At 62.9% G+C, this 21322-nt stretch carries 20 protein-coding genes, 1 rRNA gene and 1 pseudogene; 16 read left to right on the top strand and 6 right to left on the bottom strand.

The window, feature by feature from the left end:
• Window positions 1-15: 15 nt before the first annotated feature.
• Window positions 16-318 carry a hypothetical protein gene (locus BMY91_RS18205; protein WP_090824473.1) on the bottom strand — a complete coding sequence of 101 codons (303 nt, stop codon included), beginning with the start codon at window positions 316-318 and terminating at the stop codon, window positions 16-18.
• A 315-nt stretch (window positions 319-633) separates the two neighbouring features.
• On the opposite strand from BMY91_RS18205, the gene BMY91_RS18210 reads away from it, so the two are divergent.
• From BMY91_RS18210 to BMY91_RS18220, 3 genes and pseudogenes are all read left to right on the top strand, one after another.
• The gene (locus BMY91_RS18210) at window positions 634-2091 is read left to right on the top strand and encodes a DUF3375 family protein (RefSeq protein WP_090824475.1); all 1458 of its coding nucleotides are present in this window, start codon (window positions 634-636) and stop codon (window positions 2089-2091) included.
• Window positions 2084-2887: pseudogene (locus tag BMY91_RS18215) on the top strand (DUF4194 domain-containing protein); the annotation flags it as partial. The gene BMY91_RS18210 and the pseudogene BMY91_RS18215, both read left to right, overlap by 8 nt.
• Window positions 2888-3090: 203 nt before the next feature.
• Window positions 3091-6567, top strand: coding sequence for an ATP-binding protein (locus BMY91_RS18220; RefSeq protein WP_090824479.1), 3477 nt, complete (start codon window positions 3091-3093; stop codon window positions 6565-6567).
• A 78-nt stretch (window positions 6568-6645) separates the two neighbouring features.
• Here BMY91_RS18220 and BMY91_RS18225 read toward each other — a convergent pair whose 3' ends face one another.
• On the bottom strand, window positions 6646-7140 hold the full coding sequence (locus BMY91_RS18225; protein ID WP_090824481.1) for an FBP domain-containing protein: 495 nt from the start codon (window positions 7138-7140) through the stop codon (window positions 6646-6648).
• 573 nt (window positions 7141-7713) lie between these two features.
• On the opposite strand from BMY91_RS18225, the gene BMY91_RS18230 reads away from it, so the two are divergent.
• The 7 genes from BMY91_RS18230 (at window position 7714) to BMY91_RS18260 (ending at window position 14837) form a co-directional block, all read left to right on the top strand.
• A complete protein-coding gene (locus BMY91_RS18230) occupies window positions 7714-8784 on the top strand; it encodes an iron-siderophore ABC transporter substrate-binding protein (protein ID WP_090824483.1) in 1071 nt (356 codons plus the stop codon).
• Between the two features lie 5 nt (window positions 8785-8789).
• Entirely contained in the window at window positions 8790-9905 is a 1116-nt protein-coding gene (locus BMY91_RS18235) for a FecCD family ABC transporter permease (RefSeq protein ID WP_090824484.1), read from the top strand.
• Window positions 9902-11011: a FecCD family ABC transporter permease gene (locus BMY91_RS18240; RefSeq protein WP_090824486.1), complete on the top strand. Its 1110-nt coding sequence runs from the start codon at window positions 9902-9904 to the stop codon at window positions 11009-11011. Before BMY91_RS18235 ends, BMY91_RS18240 begins: the two co-directional genes overlap by 4 nt.
• Window position 11012: 1 nt before the next feature.
• Entirely contained in the window at window positions 11013-11837 is an 825-nt protein-coding gene (locus tag BMY91_RS18245) for an ABC transporter ATP-binding protein (protein ID WP_090824488.1), read from the top strand.
• Window positions 11834-12889 (top strand): siderophore-interacting protein, encoded by a 1056-nt coding sequence (locus BMY91_RS18250; RefSeq protein ID WP_090824490.1) that lies wholly within the window; start codon window positions 11834-11836, stop codon window positions 12887-12889. The genes BMY91_RS18245 and BMY91_RS18250 overlap by 4 nt, the downstream gene beginning before the upstream one ends.
• Before the next feature lie 273 nt (window positions 12890-13162).
• The gene (locus tag BMY91_RS18255) at window positions 13163-13999 is read left to right on the top strand and encodes an SGNH/GDSL hydrolase family protein (protein WP_090824491.1); all 837 of its coding nucleotides are present in this window, start codon (window positions 13163-13165) and stop codon (window positions 13997-13999) included.
• A 13-nt stretch (window positions 14000-14012) separates the two neighbouring features.
• Window positions 14013-14837, top strand: a complete 825-nt coding sequence (locus BMY91_RS18260) for an SGNH/GDSL hydrolase family protein (protein WP_090824493.1) — start codon at window positions 14013-14015, stop codon at window positions 14835-14837.
• Here the strand turns inward: BMY91_RS18260 and BMY91_RS18265 are convergent.
• On the bottom strand, window positions 14813-15100 hold the full coding sequence (locus BMY91_RS18265) for a YciI family protein (RefSeq protein ID WP_090824495.1): 288 nt from the start codon (window positions 15098-15100) through the stop codon (window positions 14813-14815). The two genes, BMY91_RS18260 and BMY91_RS18265, sit on opposite strands and share 25 nt — an antisense overlap.
• A 68-nt stretch (window positions 15101-15168) precedes the next feature.
• Here BMY91_RS18265 and BMY91_RS18270 point away from each other — a divergent pair, with 68 nt between their 5' ends.
• Entirely contained in the window at window positions 15169-15648 is a 480-nt protein-coding gene (locus tag BMY91_RS18270; RefSeq protein ID WP_090824497.1) for a MarR family winged helix-turn-helix transcriptional regulator, read from the top strand.
• A 45-nt stretch (window positions 15649-15693) separates the two neighbouring features.
• Entirely contained in the window at window positions 15694-16458 is a 765-nt protein-coding gene (locus tag BMY91_RS18275) for an SGNH/GDSL hydrolase family protein (protein ID WP_090824540.1), read from the top strand.
• Here BMY91_RS18275 and BMY91_RS18280 read toward each other — a convergent pair.
• From BMY91_RS18280 to BMY91_RS18290, 3 genes are read right to left on the bottom strand one after another with little or no spacing between them, the layout of a single operon-like run.
• Entirely contained in the window at window positions 16455-17195 is a 741-nt protein-coding gene (locus BMY91_RS18280; RefSeq protein ID WP_175538756.1) for an FAD:protein FMN transferase, read from the bottom strand. The two genes, BMY91_RS18275 and BMY91_RS18280, sit on opposite strands and share 4 nt — an antisense overlap.
• A gap of 34 nt (window positions 17196-17229) precedes the next feature.
• A complete protein-coding gene (locus BMY91_RS18285) occupies window positions 17230-17760 on the bottom strand; it encodes an FMN-binding protein (protein WP_254779961.1) in 531 nt (176 codons plus the stop codon).
• Complete coding sequence (locus tag BMY91_RS18290) at window positions 17757-19247, bottom strand: ferredoxin reductase family protein (protein WP_090824504.1); 1491 nt, start codon at window positions 19245-19247, stop codon at window positions 17757-17759. The genes BMY91_RS18285 and BMY91_RS18290 overlap by 4 nt, the downstream gene beginning before the upstream one ends.
• A 393-nt stretch (window positions 19248-19640) precedes the next feature.
• Between BMY91_RS18290 and rpmB the strand changes: the two genes are divergently transcribed.
• The 4 genes from rpmB to BMY91_RS18310 all read left to right on the top strand — a co-directional run.
• The gene (gene rpmB, locus BMY91_RS18295; protein WP_011776361.1) at window positions 19641-19877 is read left to right on the top strand and encodes a 50S ribosomal protein L28; all 237 of its coding nucleotides are present in this window, start codon (window positions 19641-19643) and stop codon (window positions 19875-19877) included.
• Window positions 19877-20044: a 50S ribosomal protein L33 gene (gene rpmG, locus BMY91_RS18300; protein ID WP_003798558.1), complete on the top strand. Its 168-nt coding sequence runs from the start codon at window positions 19877-19879 to the stop codon at window positions 20042-20044. The genes rpmB and rpmG overlap by 1 nt, the downstream gene beginning before the upstream one ends.
• 4 nt (window positions 20045-20048) lie before the next feature.
• Entirely contained in the window at window positions 20049-20354 is a 306-nt protein-coding gene (rpsN, locus tag BMY91_RS18305; RefSeq protein WP_011776360.1) for a 30S ribosomal protein S14, read from the top strand.
• Between the two features lie 901 nt (window positions 20355-21255).
• A 16S ribosomal RNA gene (locus BMY91_RS18310) occupies window positions 21256-21322 on the top strand; the annotation flags it as partial.

Below are 21322 nucleotides of genomic sequence, written 5' to 3' on the forward strand. Positions count from 1 at the left end.
TCGGGTGGGAACCCTTCAGCTGTCCCTCAATGCTACCCGCGGGTAGCTACCCGTGCCAGAGGAAATCTGCGGCTGGAATTCGGCCGGAATTTCCACTTGTCCAGCGTGGTGAACCAAGCGGTCCCACGCAAAATTAATGCCGTGGACAAGTCCTCCAAGAACACCTTTGACGGCGTACCAGACCATGCCCATGGCGCCAATAAGAATGATGGTTGCCATTGCTGCAGCGGCGATAAAGGCCACCAATAATGCAGCAAAGACCAGTGTTCCAATAACAACGTAAGTGCCTGTTTCCAGCGCAGTAAAATCGAAATCCATGGTTCCCCCCGGAGCGACGGTGCGTGGGTCGGCGCGGCGTGGATGCGTCGATGATCTGACACTAGGGGCGGGGCTGCATTCCGGCCAGTGGAGAAACGCGTCGCGACTGCGTTGATATGGGATCGAAACCATACCGGTTGGTAGGTTACGAAATGGTTTCGACGGGGACGCTTCTGTACGCGCGACGCCGGTACTGCAGAAGCGCGCGACGCCGGTACTTCAGGGCCGTCCGACGCCCCCGCGACGCTCTGCGTTAACCTTGTACGGGGCAGTTTCCGCTGCCAGCCAGGTTTCGCAGCAGCTGAAGGAGAGTAGTTGTCCCGCTCAGCCATGTCCTCCGCGGATGCCATCAGCGCGAGGCTCCGTGACCTCGAACAGCTGACCAAGGGTCCGGCGTGGGCGTTGACCCGCTCGGCGCCGTGGGTGATCGCGGTGCTGCAGGCATCCTTCACCCGCACCCGGCCGCAGCTTCCGCTCGAAGAGTTCCACGCCGACGTCGATGCCTTCCTTGAGCAGCTCCGCCGCCAGGATCCGGCGCTGGGCGGCCAGCAGAACGGCAAGCTTTTTGGCGATGAATGGACCCGGAAGCAGTTCCTGACGCGTCGTAACCAGTCCGGGCAGATCGTCTACGAAGTCACGGAGCCCGCCGCGCGTGTGCTCGCGTTCCTGGACAGCCTTTCCAGCGAGCGTTCCACGCTGAATGGCTCGCGGCTCGGCACGTTGTTGGGCGATGTTGAGAAGCTCGCCAACGAGACCAACCCGGACCAGAGCGCACGCTTGGAAGCCCTTGAGGAGGAGATCCAGGAGCGACAGCAGCTGGTGGAGGACATCAGCTCGGGAGAGTTCGATGGCCTGCTTGACGACGAAGAAGCCGTGGAGGCTGCCGGCAACATTCTGGATCTCGCGGCCAGCCTGCCGGCGGACTACAAGAAAATGCGCGACCGCATCGAGGAACTGGTGGGCGAACTCCGCAACCAGATCATCGAAGAATCGCTGAGCAAGGGTGCCACCATGGCCCAGGTGTTGGAGGCCGACAAGCGGCTTCGTCAAAGCCCGGAGGGACGCACCTTCCGCTCCTTCACCGCATTCCTCGAAGATCCGCAACAGCAGCTCCGCTTCCGCTCTGCCATTGGCGAAGTGCTGAGCCGGCAGTTCGCCGACGACCTTTCCCATGAGGACCGCGAAACCCTGAAGAACCTCGTGGCCGAGTTGCGTTATCAGCACAGCCAGATCCAACGCATTTACGGGAAGCTCTCCGAGAGCTTGAACACGTATATCCAGAGCGATGATGTTCGGCAGTCGGTGAGCCTCCGGAAGGTCCTGGCCGAGGCGGAACAAGCCATCCGATCCTTGCCCTACGAACGTGACAGGCCTGGCCTGGTGCCAGGGCCTGTGTTGTACAACGCGGGGTTCGAGTCGCTGGCCATGGTCAAACTTTTCGACCCCGACGAATTCGCCACGCCTCCACGTCTGGCGGACCCTATCGCCTTCAGCGACTCCGACCGCGTGCGCTCCGCCCGCACCGGCAAAGCCAAACCCGCTGTTGTGCGGGCGGCCATGGCGGGATCTGCCACTTTGGGGGAGGCCTGGGAAAACCTGCCCACCGAGGAGCGGCACATCAACACGGTCCGGACCCTGCTGTCCATGGCATTGCAGTCAGGCGCTGCCTTTGACCGAGCCGCTTGGGAACACATCGACTTCGAACAAATCGACGGCAGCATCCGCACTGCGTACCTGCCCGTCGTCACGCTGAATGAGGATTCTGATGACTGAGGAAATCACGACGACGGATATCACCGAAGTGGACGAGGTCACCGGTGCGGATGACGCCACTGAAGCCAGCCACGCCGATCCGTTCCGGATCACGCCCCGGGACACCTTCGTGGACGGCGCTGCGCTGTTCCCTGGCGATACTGGTGTGCTCCCCATGAAGGTGCGGCACGCCCTGGTGAAGTTGCTCAAAGGGCCCTACATTGACGGGGGCCGCGACGAGAAACTGTGGACCACGCTTCTGGACAACCAACTGATCCTCCGCAGCCGCCTCTCCGAGCTGTTCCTCACCTTGCAGTTGGACCACGACCGCAAAATCGCCGTCCTCCGGCCCGTTGATCCTGAGATTATCGGCGCAAGCTCCCGCTCCAGCATTCTCCGTCAGCAGCGTGCTCTGAGCCGGGTGGAAACCATCGTGTTGCTCCGCCTGCGACTTCTGCTGGACCGACATGTCACGGCGCAGACTGACCCCACCATCACCCGCGAAGAAATCTCGGATCTCGTGGCCAACTACACCCCCGCCGGCCAGCAGGATGCCCTCCGCGATTCCGATGTGGTCACCCGCACCGTCACCAAACTCCTGGCCCGCCAACTCCTCCTCCCCACCCCGCTGGATGACAGCTACACCATCAGCAACGCCCTGCCGCTGGCCCTCCCCTTTGAAAACATCGGCGACATCCCAGCCCAAATAGAGGCCCTGATAGCCGTAGCAGCCGACGAATCAGGAACAGAGCCCCTCCTGGACTTGGACTCCCACTCGAACCAACCGACCCCCACCGGTGACGACCTCGACGACGACCCAGAAGGTGACGGGTCCCCTGAAGTGAGCGCCGACGTCGAGCGTTCTTCAGATGAAATCAGTGATGCCTCTGAAATCGGGAACGGCACGAGCGGCGATGCCGGAGACATGCGGCAGCATCCGTCTAAGCGAGGCACGAGCGAGCATGCAGAGCATGTGTCCGGTACCGCAGCGGACGGAACCAACGCTGAAGGGATCACAAAGTGACCATCGCAAGCATGCTCCCGCTCGGTGAGCTGACCAACCCCGGCCAGATGCGTTTGGCGTTGGTGCAGGTGGTCAACTGGGGCACGTTCCATGGCGCCCACACCATGCACGTGGACCGCAAGGGCACACTCCTTACGGGTAACTCGGGTGTCGGGAAGTCGACGCTCTTTGATGCGATGCTCCGTGTGTTCGATGCCCGCCCACGCTCGAACGAAGCCGCCGCCCAGCGTTCCGGCGGCGCTGTGGAGGACAAGAGGACCACGTTCACCTACATGCGCGGCAAGGTGGGTGATAAGGCGGTAGGGGAAAGCTCGGCGAGTGCCTTCCAGCGCCCGGGTGCCACGTGGTCCGCCGTCGCGCTGACGTTTGATAACGCGGCCGGCACGAAGGTGACGGTCTCGGCGCTGTTCGACCTGCCGAAGAACGGCACGGAGTCCAGTGTTGGGCGTTTCTATGTGATTGACAGCAAACCTTTGGACCTTGAAGCTATCGAGGGCATCGCGCAGAAGCGGTTCACCAAGGGCGCGCTGGAGTCAATCTTCCCGGACGGTCAGGTGTTCGACGTTCATAAGGCGTTCGCGGAGCGTTTCCGTAGGCTTCTTGGCATCAACTCGGACCAGGCGCTCCCGCTGCTTCGCGTGATCCAGGCGGGCAAGGGCTTGGGCGGCAGCGTGAACACGTTCTTCCGCGACCAGGTTCTTGATGCTCCCGCCACGTTGGCTGCCGCGGATGACGTGGTGGAAGAGTTCAGCAACTTGATGTCGATTCGTCAGCGGCTGGAGGATGTGCGGCAGCAGCGCGACCAGTTGGCTCCGGTTCCGGGACTGAACAAGGAATACGCGCAGGCACTGCTGGATGCGAACCGCCTCCGCGAGTTGGCTGGCGAAGAGTTCGAGGCCTACAAGCAGCAGCTCGCGGTCACGGTCCACGCCAAGACGCTGGCCCGGTTCAAGGAGTTGGCTCAGTCCAAAGCCCAGGAGCTGGCCGCCGAGCGCACGGTGCGGGACGGCTTGTCCAAGGAGCTCCGGGACCTTGAACTGGATTACAACAACCGCGGCGGTAACGCGATTTCGGCGATTGAGCAGTCGTTGGAGAACGCAAAGGTTGGCCTGAAGCTGCGTCAGCAGGTGGAGGATTCGGCCAGGAAGGCTTTGGCCGACGCCGGGCTGAACCTTGAATGGTCTGCCGAGGGGTGGGACCAGGCGCATGAGCAGGCAGCTGCCCGTTCGGCTGAGTTGAAGGACGATTCGGAGGCTTTGAAGGAGCTTCGTTTCGAGGCATTCGACGGCCATGCCACCAAGAAGCGAGAGCTTGCCGCGGCTCAGCAGGAGTTGCTTTCGCTCCGTTCGCGCAAGTCCCTGCTGCCGCCGTCGAGCATTGAAAACCGCGCCGCCATCGCAGCCGCAACCGGCGTCCCGGAGGAGCGGATGCCGTTTGGCGGCGAGCTGATCGACCTCGCTGAGGGACAGGATCAGTGGCGCCCAGCTGCCGAACGTGCGTTGCGTAACCTCGCCACCACGTTGCTGGTGCCGGGTGAGCACTTCGCGGCCGTCACCCGGTACCTGAACGACAATACGGTCAGGGGCGCGCTGCGCGCTGTCGATGTTTCCAAGCCGCTGGCCGGTGGCGCACTGGCTGTGGAGGACGTGTCCGACGGCGACCTTTTGACCAAGTTGAGCATCCTCACCTCGGGCGCGAACGCCGACGCCGGGGAATGGATCCGTGAGCGGATCGCCGTGGACTTTGCTTACCCGTGTGTCGAGAATCCGGACGAGCTTTCCTCGATGGACAAGGGCCTGAGCTTGGGCGGCGTAGTCAAACGCAACCGGCACACCGTGGAAAAGGATGACAGGTTCACCGGCCGGCAGGACTACGTCCTCGGCTTTGACAATGCTTCCAAGCTCGAGCTGGTGGCAGCACGCGTGGGTGAGCTGGAAAATGAGTTGGCCAAGGCCGCGGAACTTGCCCAAAGCCGTGAGGATTCGCACCAAGGCATGGCCCGTCAGCTGGAAGCGCTCCGCCGGGTCGCAGAAGATGAGCGGCCATGGGAGCAGGTGTCGGCAACCGTTGCCGCGGACGATGTGGCCCGGATCGAGCAGCGTTTGGTGGACGCGTTGGCAGCCCAGGCCGATCTTGAGCCGTTGCGGGCCAACATCGAAGCCGTCCGTGAAAAGCAGCAGTCCTCCACAGGTACGGCCGCCGTACTGCAAAGCGAATACAAGGCGCTCGACCACAAGATGACCACGGCTGACGGCCTGCTCGATGCCGCAAGGCTGAAGCTCGAGCAAGCACCGCCGTCGGGCTCCACCGTGGCCGCGTTGGAGCCGTACTTTACGGGCGCCGCGGAGATTTCCGAGCTGCACGAGCTGGATAACCTCGCCAACAGTGTCCGCAACAAGCTGCTTGACGAACTGCATGCGGCCGAATCCCGGGGCCAGGCGACCGCCGAGCGCTTGACCCGCATGTTCGAGGCCTTCGTTCGCGACTGGGGGAGCGCCATCAGCGCGGATCACGGTACGTCAATTGGCGCTGCCGGGGACTTCGAATCCCGGTACCACGCGATCGTGAGCGACGGTTTGCCTGCGCAGGAGGCCGAGTTCCGGCTGTTCTTCAACCAGCGCACGCACGAGTCATTCAGCACGCTCCTGCACTTGCTGGACGAGGAACGCCGGAGTATCACCAGCCGCATCCTGCCCCTCAACGGCATCTTGTCCGAGGTGAACTTCCACGAGGGCAGCTTCCTGGAGCTGGACATCAAGCAGACGCTTCCGGCCACGGCCAAACAGTTCAAGGATGCGATCCAGAACGCGCTCAAGGCGAAGCACACGCGGCCGTCACGCGGCGCTGCTGCTTCACCCGCAGAAGTCGACGACGACGCCGAACTCACCGCCCGCTACAAATCGCTGGAAACCCTGGTGAAGCGGCTCGGATCGCAGACGCCGGAGGATCGGCGTTGGCGGGCCGAGGTTCTGGACGTTCGCGGGCACCTGTTTATTCAGTGCAAGGAACACCGCGAGGTTGCTTCCAGGTCAGGCAAAGCCGCAGGCGCCGGCAAGGCGACCAAGAAGAAGACCGAAGTCTTCATGCATGCCGATACCGGCTCCATGTCCGGCGGTGAGCGCCAGCGTTTCACGGCGTTCATCATGGCTGCTGCGCTGAGCTACCAGTTGGGTATAGCCGAGCAGGGGTTCACCACCTACGGCACCGTGATGATGGACGAGGCGTTTGTGTTGGCTTCGGAGGAATTCGCGGGTGCGGGCATCAAGGCACTTCACGAGTTCGGCTTCCAACTGTTGCTGGCAGCCCCGGAAAACGTGATCGATCTGTCACGGCACCTCGGATCCGTCACGGAAATCCTCCGGGACAAGCGGACCAACCGATCGGGCGTGCTCACGGCTCCTGTCATCGCCGGCCCTGGTGAGCCTGGAGCGTGGCGCTCCGAGGCAAACCCGGTGGACATCGTCCTGCGGTAGGGTCCGTGGCACCCAACTGACTGGCAGTAGTGGTTGTTCTGAGCCCTCATGACAACCACTACTGCCAGCTACATTGGCCTACTTGCTGCGGACGCGGTCCAGGAACTGATCCGTCCGCTGCTCCAGTCCAGCGATCTGTCGAACCACGACGGCGGCGGGGTCCGGGTTGATCTCATTGACGGGCGGCTCCTTGCGCACATTGGCGCTGCAACCGAACTCGGCGCAGATCAGTGTCCCTACGGTGTTGCCGTCTTTGCCCGATTGTCCGGCTTTCTTGGCGACCCACAGGTACACATCGTCCTTGGAGAAAACATCACGGCAGAGTTCGCAGAGGACCACGCGCCTCTTCCCGGATCCACCCTCAGGAGCGCGGAGCAGGATCCCGGTGAGTTTGCCCCGGTGCTGAACAACGAGGTATCCGCGCTGGGGCATTTTCTCGTCCCGCCACCCCAGGAATTCCAGGTTGTCCCAGTCCAGGGCGTCGAAGTCACGGGGGAGGTTGAGCTTGGCAGCCTCGGAGCGGCTGGCGTTGATGAAGGATGAACGGATTTGTTGGGCAGAGATTTTCTGCATGGCAAGGCTTCTTTCGGAAGTGGTCGACGTCCGCGCTGACCCAGTGGGAGCGCGCGGAATGGCAGGGGGCGCCGGTCATCTGAAGAGCCGCAGGGCACAGCAACAAGACCCTTGAATCAGGGTGGCTGGCGAGCTTAGAAAGATTCCGGCGTGTGGGGGAGTGCCAAGCAGGCCAAAGCGGCCACCTCGCCAACCGCGGCAGCGGCAACTGAAACAGTGCGCATGCTCAACCCCTCGTCGTATTCCTTGGAAGCGGTAGTCCGCTGCCGCTATCTTCCCAAAATGACGGGGATGCTGTCCACCGGGAGGTGAGAGAGCGTCTGCCGAAAGGGACCGGGAGGTGAGAGAGCGTCTGCCGAAAGGGACCGGGAGGTGAGAGAGCGTCTGCCGAAAGGGGCCGGGAGGTGAGAGAGCGTCTGCCGAAAGGGGGCGGGAGGTGAGAGGGCGTGTGATCTGCGTCTCAATTCCGCCGAAACCTGCAGTCTAGGGGGATTAGGTGACGCAAACGTTTCTTAATTATCGGGAGGCTAGGCTAGCCTTACTTAGGTTCGCATCACTTACTTAAGGAGTCCCGTGGCTTCCCTTCTCCCACGCCGCGCCCTGCTGAAAACTGCAGGAACCGCGACGGCCGCAATCGCCGCCGTCGCCCTTTCACTCACTGGCTGCTCCACTGGTCCGGCAACTTCCGCGCCGGCCTCTGAGCAGGCAGCATCCTCAGCTTTCCCCGTGACCATCAAGAACGTCTTTGGTGAGACCACCATCAAGGAACAGCCCAAGCGCGTAGTCACCGTCTCGTGGGTCAATGACGACGTCGCGATCGCCCTGGGTGTTGTCCCCGTGGGTGTCCCGAAGAACGAGTGGGGCAATAACGACAAGGGATCCACCCCTTGGAAGGACGCAGCGCTGGAGAAGCTCGGCGCCGGCTTTGGCACCGACAAGGCTCCGGTCCAGTTCTCCGAGGCAGATGGCATCAACTTCACCGAGATCGCCAAGCTCAGCCCGGACGTTATCCTGGCCGCGTACTCGGGTTTGGAAGAGGCTGACTACAAGAAGCTCAGCGAAATCGCTCCTGTTGTTGCACAGCCGGAGCTCGCCTACGGCACGCCGTGGCAGGAAAGCACCACCCTCATCGGCAAGGCACTGGGCAAGGAAGCCGAAGCCAAGAAGCTGATCGAGGACACCGAAACCACTGTCAAGGACAAGGTTTCCAAGTTCCCGCAGATCAAGGACAAGACCTTCATCTACGGCAACCTTGAACCCGCCAAGGGCGATGGCGCCAACGTTTACACGGCCATCGACAACCGCCCCCGCTTCCTTTCCGAAATCGGCATGAAGCTGGCCCCGGTGGTTACTGAGAACACCAAGAGCAACACGGAATTCTTCATCCCGTGGTCAGCTGAAAAGGCCAACGAGCTCGAATCCGACGTTTTCGTCACCTGGGTTCCGGACGCCACCACCGCTGACGCCATCAAGGCCGACCCGCTGCTTGGCCAGATCCCGGCCATCAAGAAGGGCGCCCTGGTTGCTGATTCGGACCAGACGCTGACGCTCTCCATCTCCGCCTCTTCGCCGCTGAGCCTGCCGTGGGCGCTGGACACGTTCCTGCCGCAGCTGGGTAAGGCCGCGGACGCAGCGGGCAAGTAACTGCAATGAAACTGAGTACGACGACGGCAGTCCAGGGACGGGGCAACGGCACTTTGGTGTCGGCTGGCCCGGGAGGCATCGCCCCTGAAGCTGCTGGAACCGGAGGGGGAACCGTCTCCCGCAGCATGGCAGGCAAGCGCACCGCTTGGCTGCTGGCGGCCGTCGTCGTACTCGCCGCAGTCTGCGCCGCATCCTTGGCGATCGGCGCGCGAGGACTTCCCCTCAACACAGTGTGGGAAGCACTCACCAACTTCAATCCGGAAGACGGTAACCACGCTGTGGTCATCGCCCGGATTCCCCGCACCGTGCTGGGCCTGCTTGCCGGAGCCGCACTTGGCCTGGCCGGTGCAGCCATGCAAGGCGTCGCCCGCAACCCGCTTGCGGATCCGGGCATCCTGGGCCTCAACGCCGGTGCCGCTCTCGCAGTGGTCGTCGGGATCTACGTTTTCGGTATCGGCTCACTCTCCGGCTACATCTGGTTCGCTTTCATCGGCGCCGCAGCGGCCGCCGTCGTGGTTTATGCCATCGCCTCCATAGGCCGGGACGGCGCGACGCCGGTCAAGCTCGCCCTCGCGGGTGCGGCCTTGAGCGCTGGCCTGTTCTCGCTGATGAACGTGATCCTGGTGTCCAGCCAGGACACCTTCGACCGCTTTCGTTTCTGGCAGGTAGGCACCATCGGTGGACGTGACTGGTCCGTCCTCCTTCCCGCGCTGCCGTTCCTCGCAATCGGGGCCGTGATTGTCCTGGCCGGCGGTCGCATTTTGAACAGCCTGGCCTTGGGCGACGACATTGCCCGCGGTCTCGGCCAGAACGTCACCCTGGCCCGCAGCATCACCGGGCTGGGAATCGTCCTGCTTTGTGGATCCGCCACCGCCGTAGCCGGCCCCATTGCCTTCCTGGGCCTCGTGATTCCGCACGCTGTCCGCTCCCTCACCGGCCCGGACTACCGCTGGATCCTGCCGTTCTCCGCAGTTGCGGCCCCCATCCTGCTGATCATCGCCGACATCGTTGGCCGCGTCATCTTGCTTCCCGGTGAAGTCCCCGCAGGCATCATGACCGCGATCATTGGCGCTCCCGTCTTCGTCTGGCTCATCCGCCGCGGCAAGGGGGCCGGACTGTGACAACTGTCCACAAACTCCCCACCGAGTTGGCACTTAACGCCAATAATCCCGGCAAACATGGTCATCAAAAGTCACTTCGGCGCGTGCTGAGCCCCACCTTCTTCCTGGGACTCGCCGTTCTGGTCATGTTTGCGGTGTACGTGCTCCTGGGCAGCTACACCGTCACCATCCCCGACTTCTTCACCATTGTCATCAACCACCTGACCGGCGGCGAGAAAATCCCCGGTGCGAGCTTCATCGTGATGGAGCACAAACTGCCCAGGGCTGTTGTGGGAACCATGATCGGCATCTCCTTCGGCCTGGCCGGTGCCTTGTTCCAGACCATGCTCCGCAACCCGCTGGCCAGCCCGGACATCATCGGCATCAGCTACGGCGCCAGCGCCGCTGCCGTGACGGCAATCGTGATCTTCGGCGCTTCCGGAGCCGTGGTTTCCGGGGCTGCCCTTGGTGGAGCGCTCGGCGTCGCGGCCATCATCTACGCAATCTCCCGCGGTGGTTCCGGCGCGGGCGGAGGCAGCCGCGGCAACGCTGCAGGCAACCGCCTCATCCTTGCCGGCGTTGGCATCGCCGCTGCACTGCACGCAGTGGTCAACTTCCTCATGACCCGCGCGGATATCCGGACTGCCGCTGATGCCCTGATCTGGCTCAACGGCTCCCTGAACTCCGCCACCTGGGACCGCGCAGGCGTCCTCGCGGTGTCTTTGCTGGTCCTGATCCCCGCCGTCATTGCCCTCGCCGGTCCGTTGCGCATCCTCGAACTTGGAGACGACGCAGCTGCTGGCCTCGGCATTAAGGTCAACGCCGCCCGGCTGGGACTGGTGCTGACCGCCGTCGGGCTTGCCGCCGTCGCAACCGCCGCCGCCGGTCCGGTAGCGTTCGTCGCCTTCCTCGCCGGACCCATCGCCCGGCGTATCGTCCGCAAACCCAGCCTCCCGGCGTCGGCCCTCACCGGTGCGTTGATTGTCTTGTTGGCGGACTTCTTTGCCTCCAACATCGCCCCCGTCATCCTCGACGGAACCGTCCTCCCTGTCGGCGTCATCACCGGCGCCCTCGGTGCCCCCTTCCTGCTGTGGCTGCTGGTCACGTCGAACCGAAAGGAAGCCTGACATGGCCATCCTTAATGCCAAGGACCTGACGCTCCAATACGAGCAACGCAAGGTAGTGGAGGGGCTCTCCACTGAAATCCCTGAGGGCAAAGTGACCATGATCGTGGGTGCCAACGCCTGCGGCAAGTCCACCCTCCTGCGCGGCCTGTCCCGCCTGCTTAAGCCGGCCGGCGGTTCCGTGACGCTCGACGGCAAGGACATCCACACCCGGCCCGCCCGTGAACTTGCGCGCACTCTCGGCCTGCTCCCGCAGCACCCCACAGCCCCGGACGGCATCACGGTGCGCGACCTCGTGGGCCGCGGCCGCTACCCGCACCAAGGCTTCTTCCGCAGCTGGTCAGCCGCCGACGACGCCGCGGTGCAGCGCGCGCTCGACGCCACCTCCACGATGGAACTCGCTGAGCGAAGCATTGACGAACTGTCCGGCGGACAGCGCCAGCGTGTCTGGATCGCCATGGCCCTAGCCCAGGAAACCGACGTCCTGCTGCTCGACGAACCCACCACCTACCTTGACCTGGCACACCAGGTGGAAGTCCTGGACCTGATCACGGACCTCAACCGAAGCCGCGGGACCACAGTGGCAATCGTGCTTCACGACCTCAACCTCGCAGCCCGCTACGCGGACCATGTCATTGCCATGAAAGGCGGGTGCATCGTGGCCGAAGGGCCAGCACCCAGAGTGGTCACGGAAGAACTCGTTTTCAACGTCTTCGGCCTGGAATCCCGTGTGGTTCCGGACCCCATCTCAGGCACCCCGCTGATCGTCCCCATCGGACGCCACCACGCACAGCCCGCTTCAACCAACGAACTGGAGATCGCCTCATGAGTGCACAACCGACCCAGGCAAAAGCAAGCGCCGCCGTGGAGCCCATGACCCTCGCCTTCGACGTCACCGTGACGGCCGTGCAGGAGCTCAGCCCCAGCTTCCGCCGCATCACCTTTGGCGGCTACTCCCTGCGTGACTTTGGCGTTGCCGGAGACACCCTGGACCTCCGCGTGAAGCTGATGATCCCGTCCCGCGACGCATCCGGCAACGTCATTCCGCTGCCTGTTTTCAAGATGGAAGAATCCGGGTGGTACCAGGAATGGTTGGCCATGGACCCGTCCGTCCGGGGTGACATGCGCACGTACACCGTCCGCTCCGAGCGCCTCGACGCCGTGTATCCCGAGATCGACATCGATTTCGTCATGCACTTCGACGACGCCGGACACGGCGGACCCGCAGCCAACTGGGCTCTTTCCGCGAAACCTGGAGACGCCCTCACCATCATCGGCCCCAATAACAGGGCAGCGCAGTGCACCACGGCCGGAGCCTACGGCGGCATCGAATGGCGTCCGGGCCTGGCCCAGCGCGTGCTCCTGGCCGGCGACGAAACCGCAGTCCCCGCCATCAGCGCCATCCTCGAAAGCATGCCCGCCGACATGACCGGCCACGCCTTCCTCGAAGTACCCGAAGCCGGCGACTTCCAGGACATCGTCACCCCGGCCGATATCGAAATCACCTGGCTTGCACGCGGTGCCGCGATCGGACGCTCCCGTCCCCACGGCGAACTCCTCAAGGAAGCCGTCGCCAAGGCCGTTCCCGTGCCCGGCTGGGTGGGCATCAAAGGCACCGGGACCGCAGCCGGTCCCGAGCCGGAAGACGTCAACGTGGACCAGGAAATCCTCTGGGAAACCCCGCAGCGCATGGACACTGCAGCCATCGAAGCCAGCAAGAACCCCACGCTGCCGGCCGGCGCCCTGCCGTTCTACGCCTGGATCGCCGGTGAAGCTTTCGTCATCAAGGAAATGCGGCGGTACCTGGTTCGGGATGTTGGCATCGACCGTAAGCAAGTGGCGTTCATGGGCTACTGGCGGCGAGGCAAGGCGGAAGGCTAAACCTCCTGCTCCCGGATGCGCTCCGCCCTTCCGGACCCTCTCTCACCTTTCGTCGTGTTTGGGTGAACGCTCTCTCACCTTTCGTCGTGTTTGGGTGAACGCTCTCTCACCTTTGGTCGCCTTTCGGTGAACCCTCTCTCACCTTTCGTCGTGTTTGGGTGAACCCTCTCTCGGTTGGTGAGAGAGCGTTCCCGCAAATGGGCGTTTGGTGAGAGAGCGTTGGTTCACCTGCGGTTGGTTCGGGCTTAACCGGGGCCGGGTAGCGTCGGTTGCGTGCGGGGAGATTTCGGGACCGGAAACAACGTTCGACGGCGGTATGTCGCCATCGGGGATTCCTTCACCGAGGGCGTGGGGGACACCAGCAAGGTCCTGCCCAATGGGGTGCGTGGATGGGCAGACAGGGTGGCGGAGAAGCTGGCCAAGGCACAACCGGGGTGGGAATACGCCAACCTGGCCGTGCGCAGCAAGCGGCTCCGGCACATCATCGACGAACAGCTGGAGCCAGCGCTGGCAATGGAGCCCACGCTCATCACGCTGTACGCCGGCGGCAACGACATCCTGGACTTCGGGACGGACATGGATGCGCTCCTCAACGACTACGAGTTACTCGTTGCGCGACTGAGTGAAACCGGGGCCACCTTGGTGCTGTTCACCGGGTTCGATGTGAAGGTGTCCGCCGTCCTGGAACCCTTCAAGAAGCGCAACACCCTGTACAACCAACGAGTCCGCGATATCGCTGCAAAATACGAGGCCGTTCTGGTGGACTACTGGTGCTTCGAGGCTTACAAGGACTCGCGGATGTGGGCCCCGGACCGGCTCCACATGTCCAAGGCGGGCCACAAGTATTTGGCCGCCCAGGTCCTGGACCATCTCAACGTGCCGCACAAGATCTCGCCCAAGGAGTGGGATCCGCCCCTGCGAATGTCCGTGCGTGAGTGGGAGCGCCGGCAGCGCCGATGGGTCAATGACTGGGTGGTGCCACTGTTCGGCCGCAAACTGCGCGGCGTGACTCTCGGCGACACGCTGAGCCCCCGCTGGCCGAAGCCCGTGAAGGTGCCCCGCAAAGGTGGTTTGAAAAAGCTCATGGAACAGCGGGAGGCAGCGCAGTGAGGGAATCAGCGCGATGAAAGAGTCCATCCGATTTGTTGCGCTTGGCGACTCCTTCACTGAAGGCGTGGGAGACAACGATCTGAGGCTGCCGAACAATTGCCGTGGCTGGGCAGACCGGGTGGCTGAGGAGCTCGCCCGTCACGATGACGGGACGCGCTACGCCAACCTGGCCATTCGCGGCCGGCGACTCCACCGGATCATCGACGAACAAATCGAACCCGCCCTGGCCATGAAGCCCACGCTGCTGAGCTTCTACGCGGGCGGAAACGATCTCTTGATGGCACGGCTCAATATGGCCAAACTCATGAGGGACTACGAAGACGCGGTCAGGCGCCTCAAAGCCAGCGGAGCCACGGTCCTGTTGTTCACCGGCTACAACGTCCCTCTGTCCCCTTTGCTGGAGCCGTTGAAGATGCGCACGGCAATCTACAACCGGACCATCCGGCGGATTGCGGCAAAGTATGAAACCTTGCTGGTGGACTATTGGTGCTTCGAGAAGTTCCAGGACCCGCGGTTGTGGGCTCCGGACCGTCTGCACATGGCCTCTCCAGGTCACAGCTACATGGCCAAGAAAGTTCTTGAGGTCCTCAAAGCGCCGCACTCGCTCCAATCGCCAATCCTGGCAGCGCCCCGTCCGCGGACCCGCGCCGAAAACATGGCCGACGACGTCGCCTGGCTGAGGCGCGACGTCGGGCCTTGGTTTGCGCGGCGGCTCCGCGGTATCTCAAGTGGGGACCGCCTGGGGGCGCGGTGGCCGGAGCTCATGCCGGTGGTGCTGCCGGAGCGGTTGGGGACTGCGAAAGCGCAGCGTCCTCAGCTGTCCAGCAGGTTTTCGTAACCCTCGGCGACGCTGGTGGCCGTGAATTCGATGATCTCGAACTCGGCTACACCATTGCTGTAGAAAGGGTCCTCGGCCAAGGACGCATCCAAGGTGGCCCTGTCCACTTTGGACAGCAGGACGCCTCCCGTGGCTGGGACGCGGCGACCGGACGCAAGGAAGATGCCGCCGTCGAAAGCATCCTTGAGCCAGGCCATATGGCCCGGGCGGTGGAAGTCGACGATTTCGTCGGGAACCTTGTAGGTCAATGAGACTACAAACATGCCGCCAGCCTATCGCCTGGACCCGCCGTGGAAGCTATGGAAGTAGCTAATTCTCCTAAGATGGTTTCATGACTCAACCCCGCTGGCTGAACGCCGACGAACGCCGTGCCTGGCTGGCCCTCCTGAGCATTAACACCTTGCTCCCCTCGGCCTTGGACACCCAGCTCCAATCTGCCGGAAAACTGTCCCTGTTCGACTACAACGTCCTTGCGATGCTCTCCGAAACCGAGGGCCGCTACCTTCCCATGAGTGAGCTTGCTGCGCGCACAAGTGCCTCCTTGTCGCGCCTCTCGCACGTGGTTACCAAGCTGCAGAAACGCGGCTGGGTGGAGCGGCAGGCGCACCCCGGAGACGCCCGTGTCACGGTAGCCCACCTGACCGATGCCGGCATGTCCACCATCGTTTCCCTTGCCCCGGGACACGTGGAATCCGTGCGCGCGCTGATGTTGGATTCGCTGAGCCCGGACGACGTTGCAGACCTCGCACGTATCGGCGAGAAGATCGTGGCCCGTTTGGACAACAACCACTGGATCCTGCGCGACTCCTAAGCCCGGGCTTTGTGGCCTTGAACGTTGAAGTGGCAGACTGACGGCATGGATTTTTCTGCCCGTTACGTTGCGCTGGGTGACTCGTTCACTGAAGGTGTTGGCGACGCCGACCCCACCCGCCCCAACGGTGTGCGGGGCTGGGCCGACATCGTGGCCGGGCAGCTCGCCCACAGCAATGCGGACTTCGGGTACGCCAACCTGGCCATCCGTGGCCGGAAGCTCCGCCAGATCATGGCGGAACAGGTGGACGCCGCCGTCGCCATGAATCCAACCCTGGTGACGCTGTACGCGGGGGCGAACGACATCCTTCGGCCCAAGATCGACATTGACTCGCTTCTTCAGGAGTACGACGCCGGCATTGCAGCGTTGAGCGCGACAGGCGCCACGGTGGTCCTCTTCACGGGCTTTGACGCCAAGGGCTCCAAAGTCTTCAGCGCCATGCGCGGACGCACCGCCATTTACAACGAACTGGTCCGGGAAATAGCGGAAAACCACGGTGCGTTGTTGGTGGACTACTGGCGCTTTGCTGAATACGACGACTGGCGGCTGTGGGACGAGGACCGGATGCACATGTCCACCGCCGGCCACGTGAACATGGCAAAGCGCGTCCTCGATGTTCTTGAGCACGAGCATGTCATCGAGGTTCCCGAGCTTGCTCCCGTTCGGCTCTTGAACCGGGTTGAAGCGTTGAAGGCCAATGCTCGCTGGCTGAAGGAATCGGCCGCGCCATGGGTAGCCCGGCGTGTGCGGGGGGTTTCTTCCGGCGACGGACTCAGCCCGAAGTACGCAGAGCTGATCAGGCCGCTCTAGGCCGCATTCCGGAATCCCGGAGTGGCAAGCAGCGTTCCATCCCGCCGTACTGCCAGCACGTCCGCGTTCCACTTTTCCACTGCTTGGTCCAACGTCCGGGTACCGCCGGCGACGATAGCTGTGGCCAGGACATCCGCGGTGACGATATCGCCGGCCGCCACTGAAACCTGGGCAAACTCGGGCCTGGTTCCGCCAACGGCCCAGATGTGTTCTCCCCGCTCGGCGGAGCCCGACGTCGCCAGCGCACTCATGGACTGCAGAGGGAACGCGCCCAGTAGGGCTTGGCGATCCAAGGGGTCCACGATGCCGGCCAGCCATGGTTCATGCGCGGCCGCTCCCGGCGAACCGCTCACCAGTACGTCGCCACCCGCGTTCAAACACCAGTTCCGCAGGCCGAGGGCGCTGAGCGACAATGCCGCCTCGCGCGCTGCATGGGCTTTCACGATTCCGGAGAGGTCCAAGGTGCCATCCGGGCGTTCGGCCGTGAAGGCGCCGTCCGTTGCCAACCGCCACTCCGAGGCCTCTGCGTAAAGTTCCTGCATGGTTTCCGAGGCGTACGCGAGCGTCATTTCACCACGGGCAAGCCTGCTCGCTTCGGAGCCGCTCCTGTACAGGCTGAATGTCAGGTCAAGATGCGCAAAGACACCCTCCACAACGTCGACGGCGGACTCGAGTTCATCCACGGCTGTTTGGGCGTAGGTGCTGCTCGCCACCGTCAGGCTCACCACGGTGCCCATGCTGCGGAATGTTCGCGCACGGAGCTGTTGACCGCTAGAAATTGGCTGCATCGAGGGCTGCCTGGAGTGAGCTGAGGTAGGCGTCGCTGGTAACCGTCGCCCCACCGATGGTCTGGACGTTGGCTGACTGGGCTTGGAGGACCTCGGACCGCAGAACGGGAGCTGCGCGGCTGCTGATCTGTGCCGACTTCCGCTCGGCATCCGTGAGCTGGAGGGGAGTGACCTCGGTGATCTTGCCGTCCTGGATTGTCACCTGCACCTGGACAGTCCCGAAGCGGGTCTGGACGGACGCGCCGTCGTACGTGGCCGACGTCGTACTTCCGGACGCCGGGCTGCCGCTGGAACCTGTGCCGCTGGAGCCGGTGCTGTCGGAACCTGTGGTGCCTGAGCCGGCGCCGCCGGAGCCGGTGCTGCCGCTGGTGGCTGATCCGCCGCTGGTGGCGCTGCTGCTCAGGCTGGTGGTGGTTGCCGTGCCGGTTTCGGCGATGTGAGCCCCGGACTGCCAGCCTGCCAGCAGGATGCCCGCGGACGCCAGGGCCGTTGCCATTGCTGCTCTGATCCTCACCAGTCAAACCTTTCGTAGTGGAGTTGTTCTACCGGGACACCCGCGGACCGCACATCCCGGATGACGGAGGCAGCCCAGGGAGTTGGGCCGCACACATAAACATCGGCGTCGGCAATGCCGGGTGCGTAGGAAGTGAGCGTGAACCCGGCCTCCGCCGCCGACTGCGGGAGCCAGGCGTGATTGCCGCGGGATCGTGGACCGGTCAGGTGGAAGAGCGTGACGCCCCGTGCCTGGCACAAAGCCATGATTTCCTGCCCCAGGAAGAGCTCCGACTCGTCGTGACCACGGAGAAGGACGGTAGCCTGGCCGGGTTCGAAGGGAGTGGATTCAAGGAGCGATCGCAGCGGAGTAATGCCGATGCCGGCGCCGATCATCACCACCTTGTTGCGGGATCGTGCGGCCGTGCTGAACATTCCGTAGGGCCCCTCGATGGCTACTTTGGTCCCCGGCTTGATCCTGGCAAGGCGAGCTGAACCGTCGCCGAGGTTCCGGACCGTGATGCGCAGTTTGCCGCGGCCTGCCGTTGCCTGAACTGCCGACCCACGGCCAGCTGACACGGCCGGGGCCGGTTCCGCGGACAAACTGAAGGGGTGGGCCTGCCACCAATGTCCTGCAGTGAGGAACCTCCAGAAGAAGAACCGCCCGCCGGATCCGGCCAGCCGTTCAAGGTGTTGGCCCGTCATCTCAATGCTGAACACGTCCGGCGCCACCCGTACCACCCGGCTCACCCTGAGTTGGTGCCGAAAACTCGCGGCCAGTGGCTGGTACACGCGGTAGACCAGCAGCGCTGCGCCCGTCCCTACGCACAGCAGCAGCCAATACCAGCGCTGCCAGGTGCCCTCGGCGAACAGGCCGCCCACGCTGAACTGATGAGGAATCGCCGCCGCCACGGCCGCGTAGGTCAGCAGGTGGATCCAGTACCAGAACTCGTAGGGAAAGCGTCGGCGGACAGCCACCAGGGACGTGACCACGACGGCGATGAACAGTGCCATCGACACGAACGCGAGCCACATGTCAGGCACGTTGACCCACAGGGAGACGGACTCGCTGATGGGGTCCAGCCCCTCCGCTGCGCCGTATCCAATCGCGATGAAAATTCCGTGGGCCAAGAGTAAGTAGAGTGCCGGCTTGCCCAGCGTCTTGTGGATTTCCAGGGCCCTGTCATGCCCGATCGTGTTGTCGATGAACGGAATCCTCGCCGCGAGCAGGAGCATCAGCAGCACCAGGTCCATGCCCACCAGACCAGCCACAATTCCGAGTGCCGTCATTGTTCCGGCGAACGAAGAGAATCCCGTCGCGCCGCCGTCGGACAGCCACAAGGCAACCGCGGCAATCGGTGACAACCACCCGAGAAAACCCAGGATGTCGCCCCGGGCCAGCCGCCGTCGGGCCTGCGGACGAAAGCGCTCGACGGCGTCCGGCACCTTGCGCTGGACCGGCGCCGGCGTGGTTTCCACCGGGGTATCAGGGGTCAGTAATGAGGTCATGACCTAAGACTCGCCAAGCATCCTTTCGTTCTGCTGTGAAAGAGCTTTAGGGGGCGTATGATGCCTGATTGGTCTTAATTTGGCCTGGCCCGTAGAATAGTTAGGCGCTAGGTAGTGCGGATCGTGTGCAATTGCTCCGGTTGGTGGTGAAGGTCAGTCTGACTGACGTCCCGTTGGCCGGTAGTTAGGGGCTCAAGTTGCGTGCATTCCTGTATTCGCCCGGTATCCCAGGACCTGATCCAGTGTTTCACTGACCATCCTGAGGCCAGCCTTCTTCGCCGCACTTGGTGCGGAAACTACCGAAATGGTCTGGATCCGGCTGCGGACGCTGCCTGTCGCACGGTAACGCAGGAACATCTGCACGCCGTTACATTCAATCTTTGGAGGAGAGTCATGGCAGCACACTGCCAAGTGACCGGAGCCGAGCCGGGCTTTGGACACAGCATTTCGCACTCGCACCGTCGCAACAAGCGCCGGTTCGATCCGAACATTCAGAAGAAGCGCTACTGGGTTCCGTCCCTGCGCCGTAATGTCACGCTGACCCTGTCAGCCCGTGGCATCAAGACCATCGACGTACGCGGCATCGACTCTGTCGTCGCCGACATCCTGGCACGAGGAGTAAAGCTCTAATGGCAAAGGACAAGGACGTACGTCCGATCATCAAGCTGAAGTCCACCGCGGGCACGGGTTACACCTACGTAACCCGCAAGAACCGTCGTAACGATCCTGACCGCCTGGTCTTGAAGAAGTACGACCCCAAGATCCGCCAGCACGTCGAATTCCGAGAGGAGCGCTAAACACATGGCAAAGAAGTCCAAGATTGCTCGCAACGAGCAGCGCAAGGTCATTGTTGAGCGTTACGCTGCCAAGCGTCTCGAACTGAAGAAGACCCTGGTTGACCCCAACGCGACTGACGAAGCACGCGAAGCTGCACGCCTCGGCCTGCAGAAGCTGCCCCGCAACGCCTCCCCGATCCGTCTGCGTAACCGCGACCAGATCGACGGCCGTCCCCGTGGCACGCTCCAGAAGTTCGGTATCTCCCGTGTTCGCTTCCGCGACATGGCTCACCGTGGTGAGCTCCCGGGCATCACCAAGTCTTCCTGGTAATCACGAAGCTCTGAAAGAGCCGGCAACCGTTATGGTTGCCGGCTCTTTCTGCGTTTAAGCGTGGTCGCGGGTGGTCGTCATCCGCTGCGGGCTAATCACCGCTTTTGATCAACGCTCTCTCACCTATTCGCCGTTTGTGCCCGACGCTCTCTCACCTATTCGCCGTTTGTGCCCGACGCTCTCTCACCTATTCGCCGTTTGTGCCCGACGCTCTCTCACCTATTCGCGGTTTGTGGCCAACGCTCTCTCACCGGCCGTCGACGGCGGTAGACGTCAGTACGCGTTTGGGCTGTCGCCCCCTCAGATCCCGGCCGGCTACCGCCATCAATCAGGGTGTGACGGGCTTCACGTGAGTTGATTTCGTTCGCTTGAACGTGATTCGACCGGGCTGTGGGGCCGTTCGCCCTGTGTTTGCGGGGGTTTCGGTCGACGGCGGGGTGGATTTGTGCCGGGGGCGGCGGACGTGTAATGTCTTCTGAGTCGCCGCGAGTGAGACAGCCTGGAGCTGAGAACCGCGGAGGCCGACCCCCTTGATAACAGCCTGGAAAATGGCTCGCTTTTGAGCGTGCCATCCACTGGTGGGGCCGAAGATCGGATCAAAAATCGCGGAAACGCTGATTTGCGAAGATCCGGTTGATCGGGTACGTTTGAAAAGTTGCTCCGGAGCGATCTTGGACCCTTTGGTGGGTGTGGGTGGTGCCGGGTGTGTCTGTTGTTTGAGAACTCAATAGTGTGCCAAGTTTGTTGATACCGATTGTTTTTTGATTGGTTGAAATTATGGCCGGATTGTCGCGCACCCCCGTGTGTGGTGGTCTGGTTTTCAGCTGGTTTCGAATTTTGTGCAGCCGTGTTCGCCGTTATTTCCGGTGGGTGTGGTTGTGTCTGTTTGATTTGTTTTACTTCAACGGAGAGTTTGATCCTGGCTCAGGATGAACGCTGGCGGCGTGCTTAACACATGCAAGTCGAAC

Source organism: Arthrobacter sp. yr096 (assembly GCF_900108925.1).
Taxonomy (GTDB): domain Bacteria; phylum Actinomycetota; class Actinomycetes; order Actinomycetales; family Micrococcaceae; genus Arthrobacter.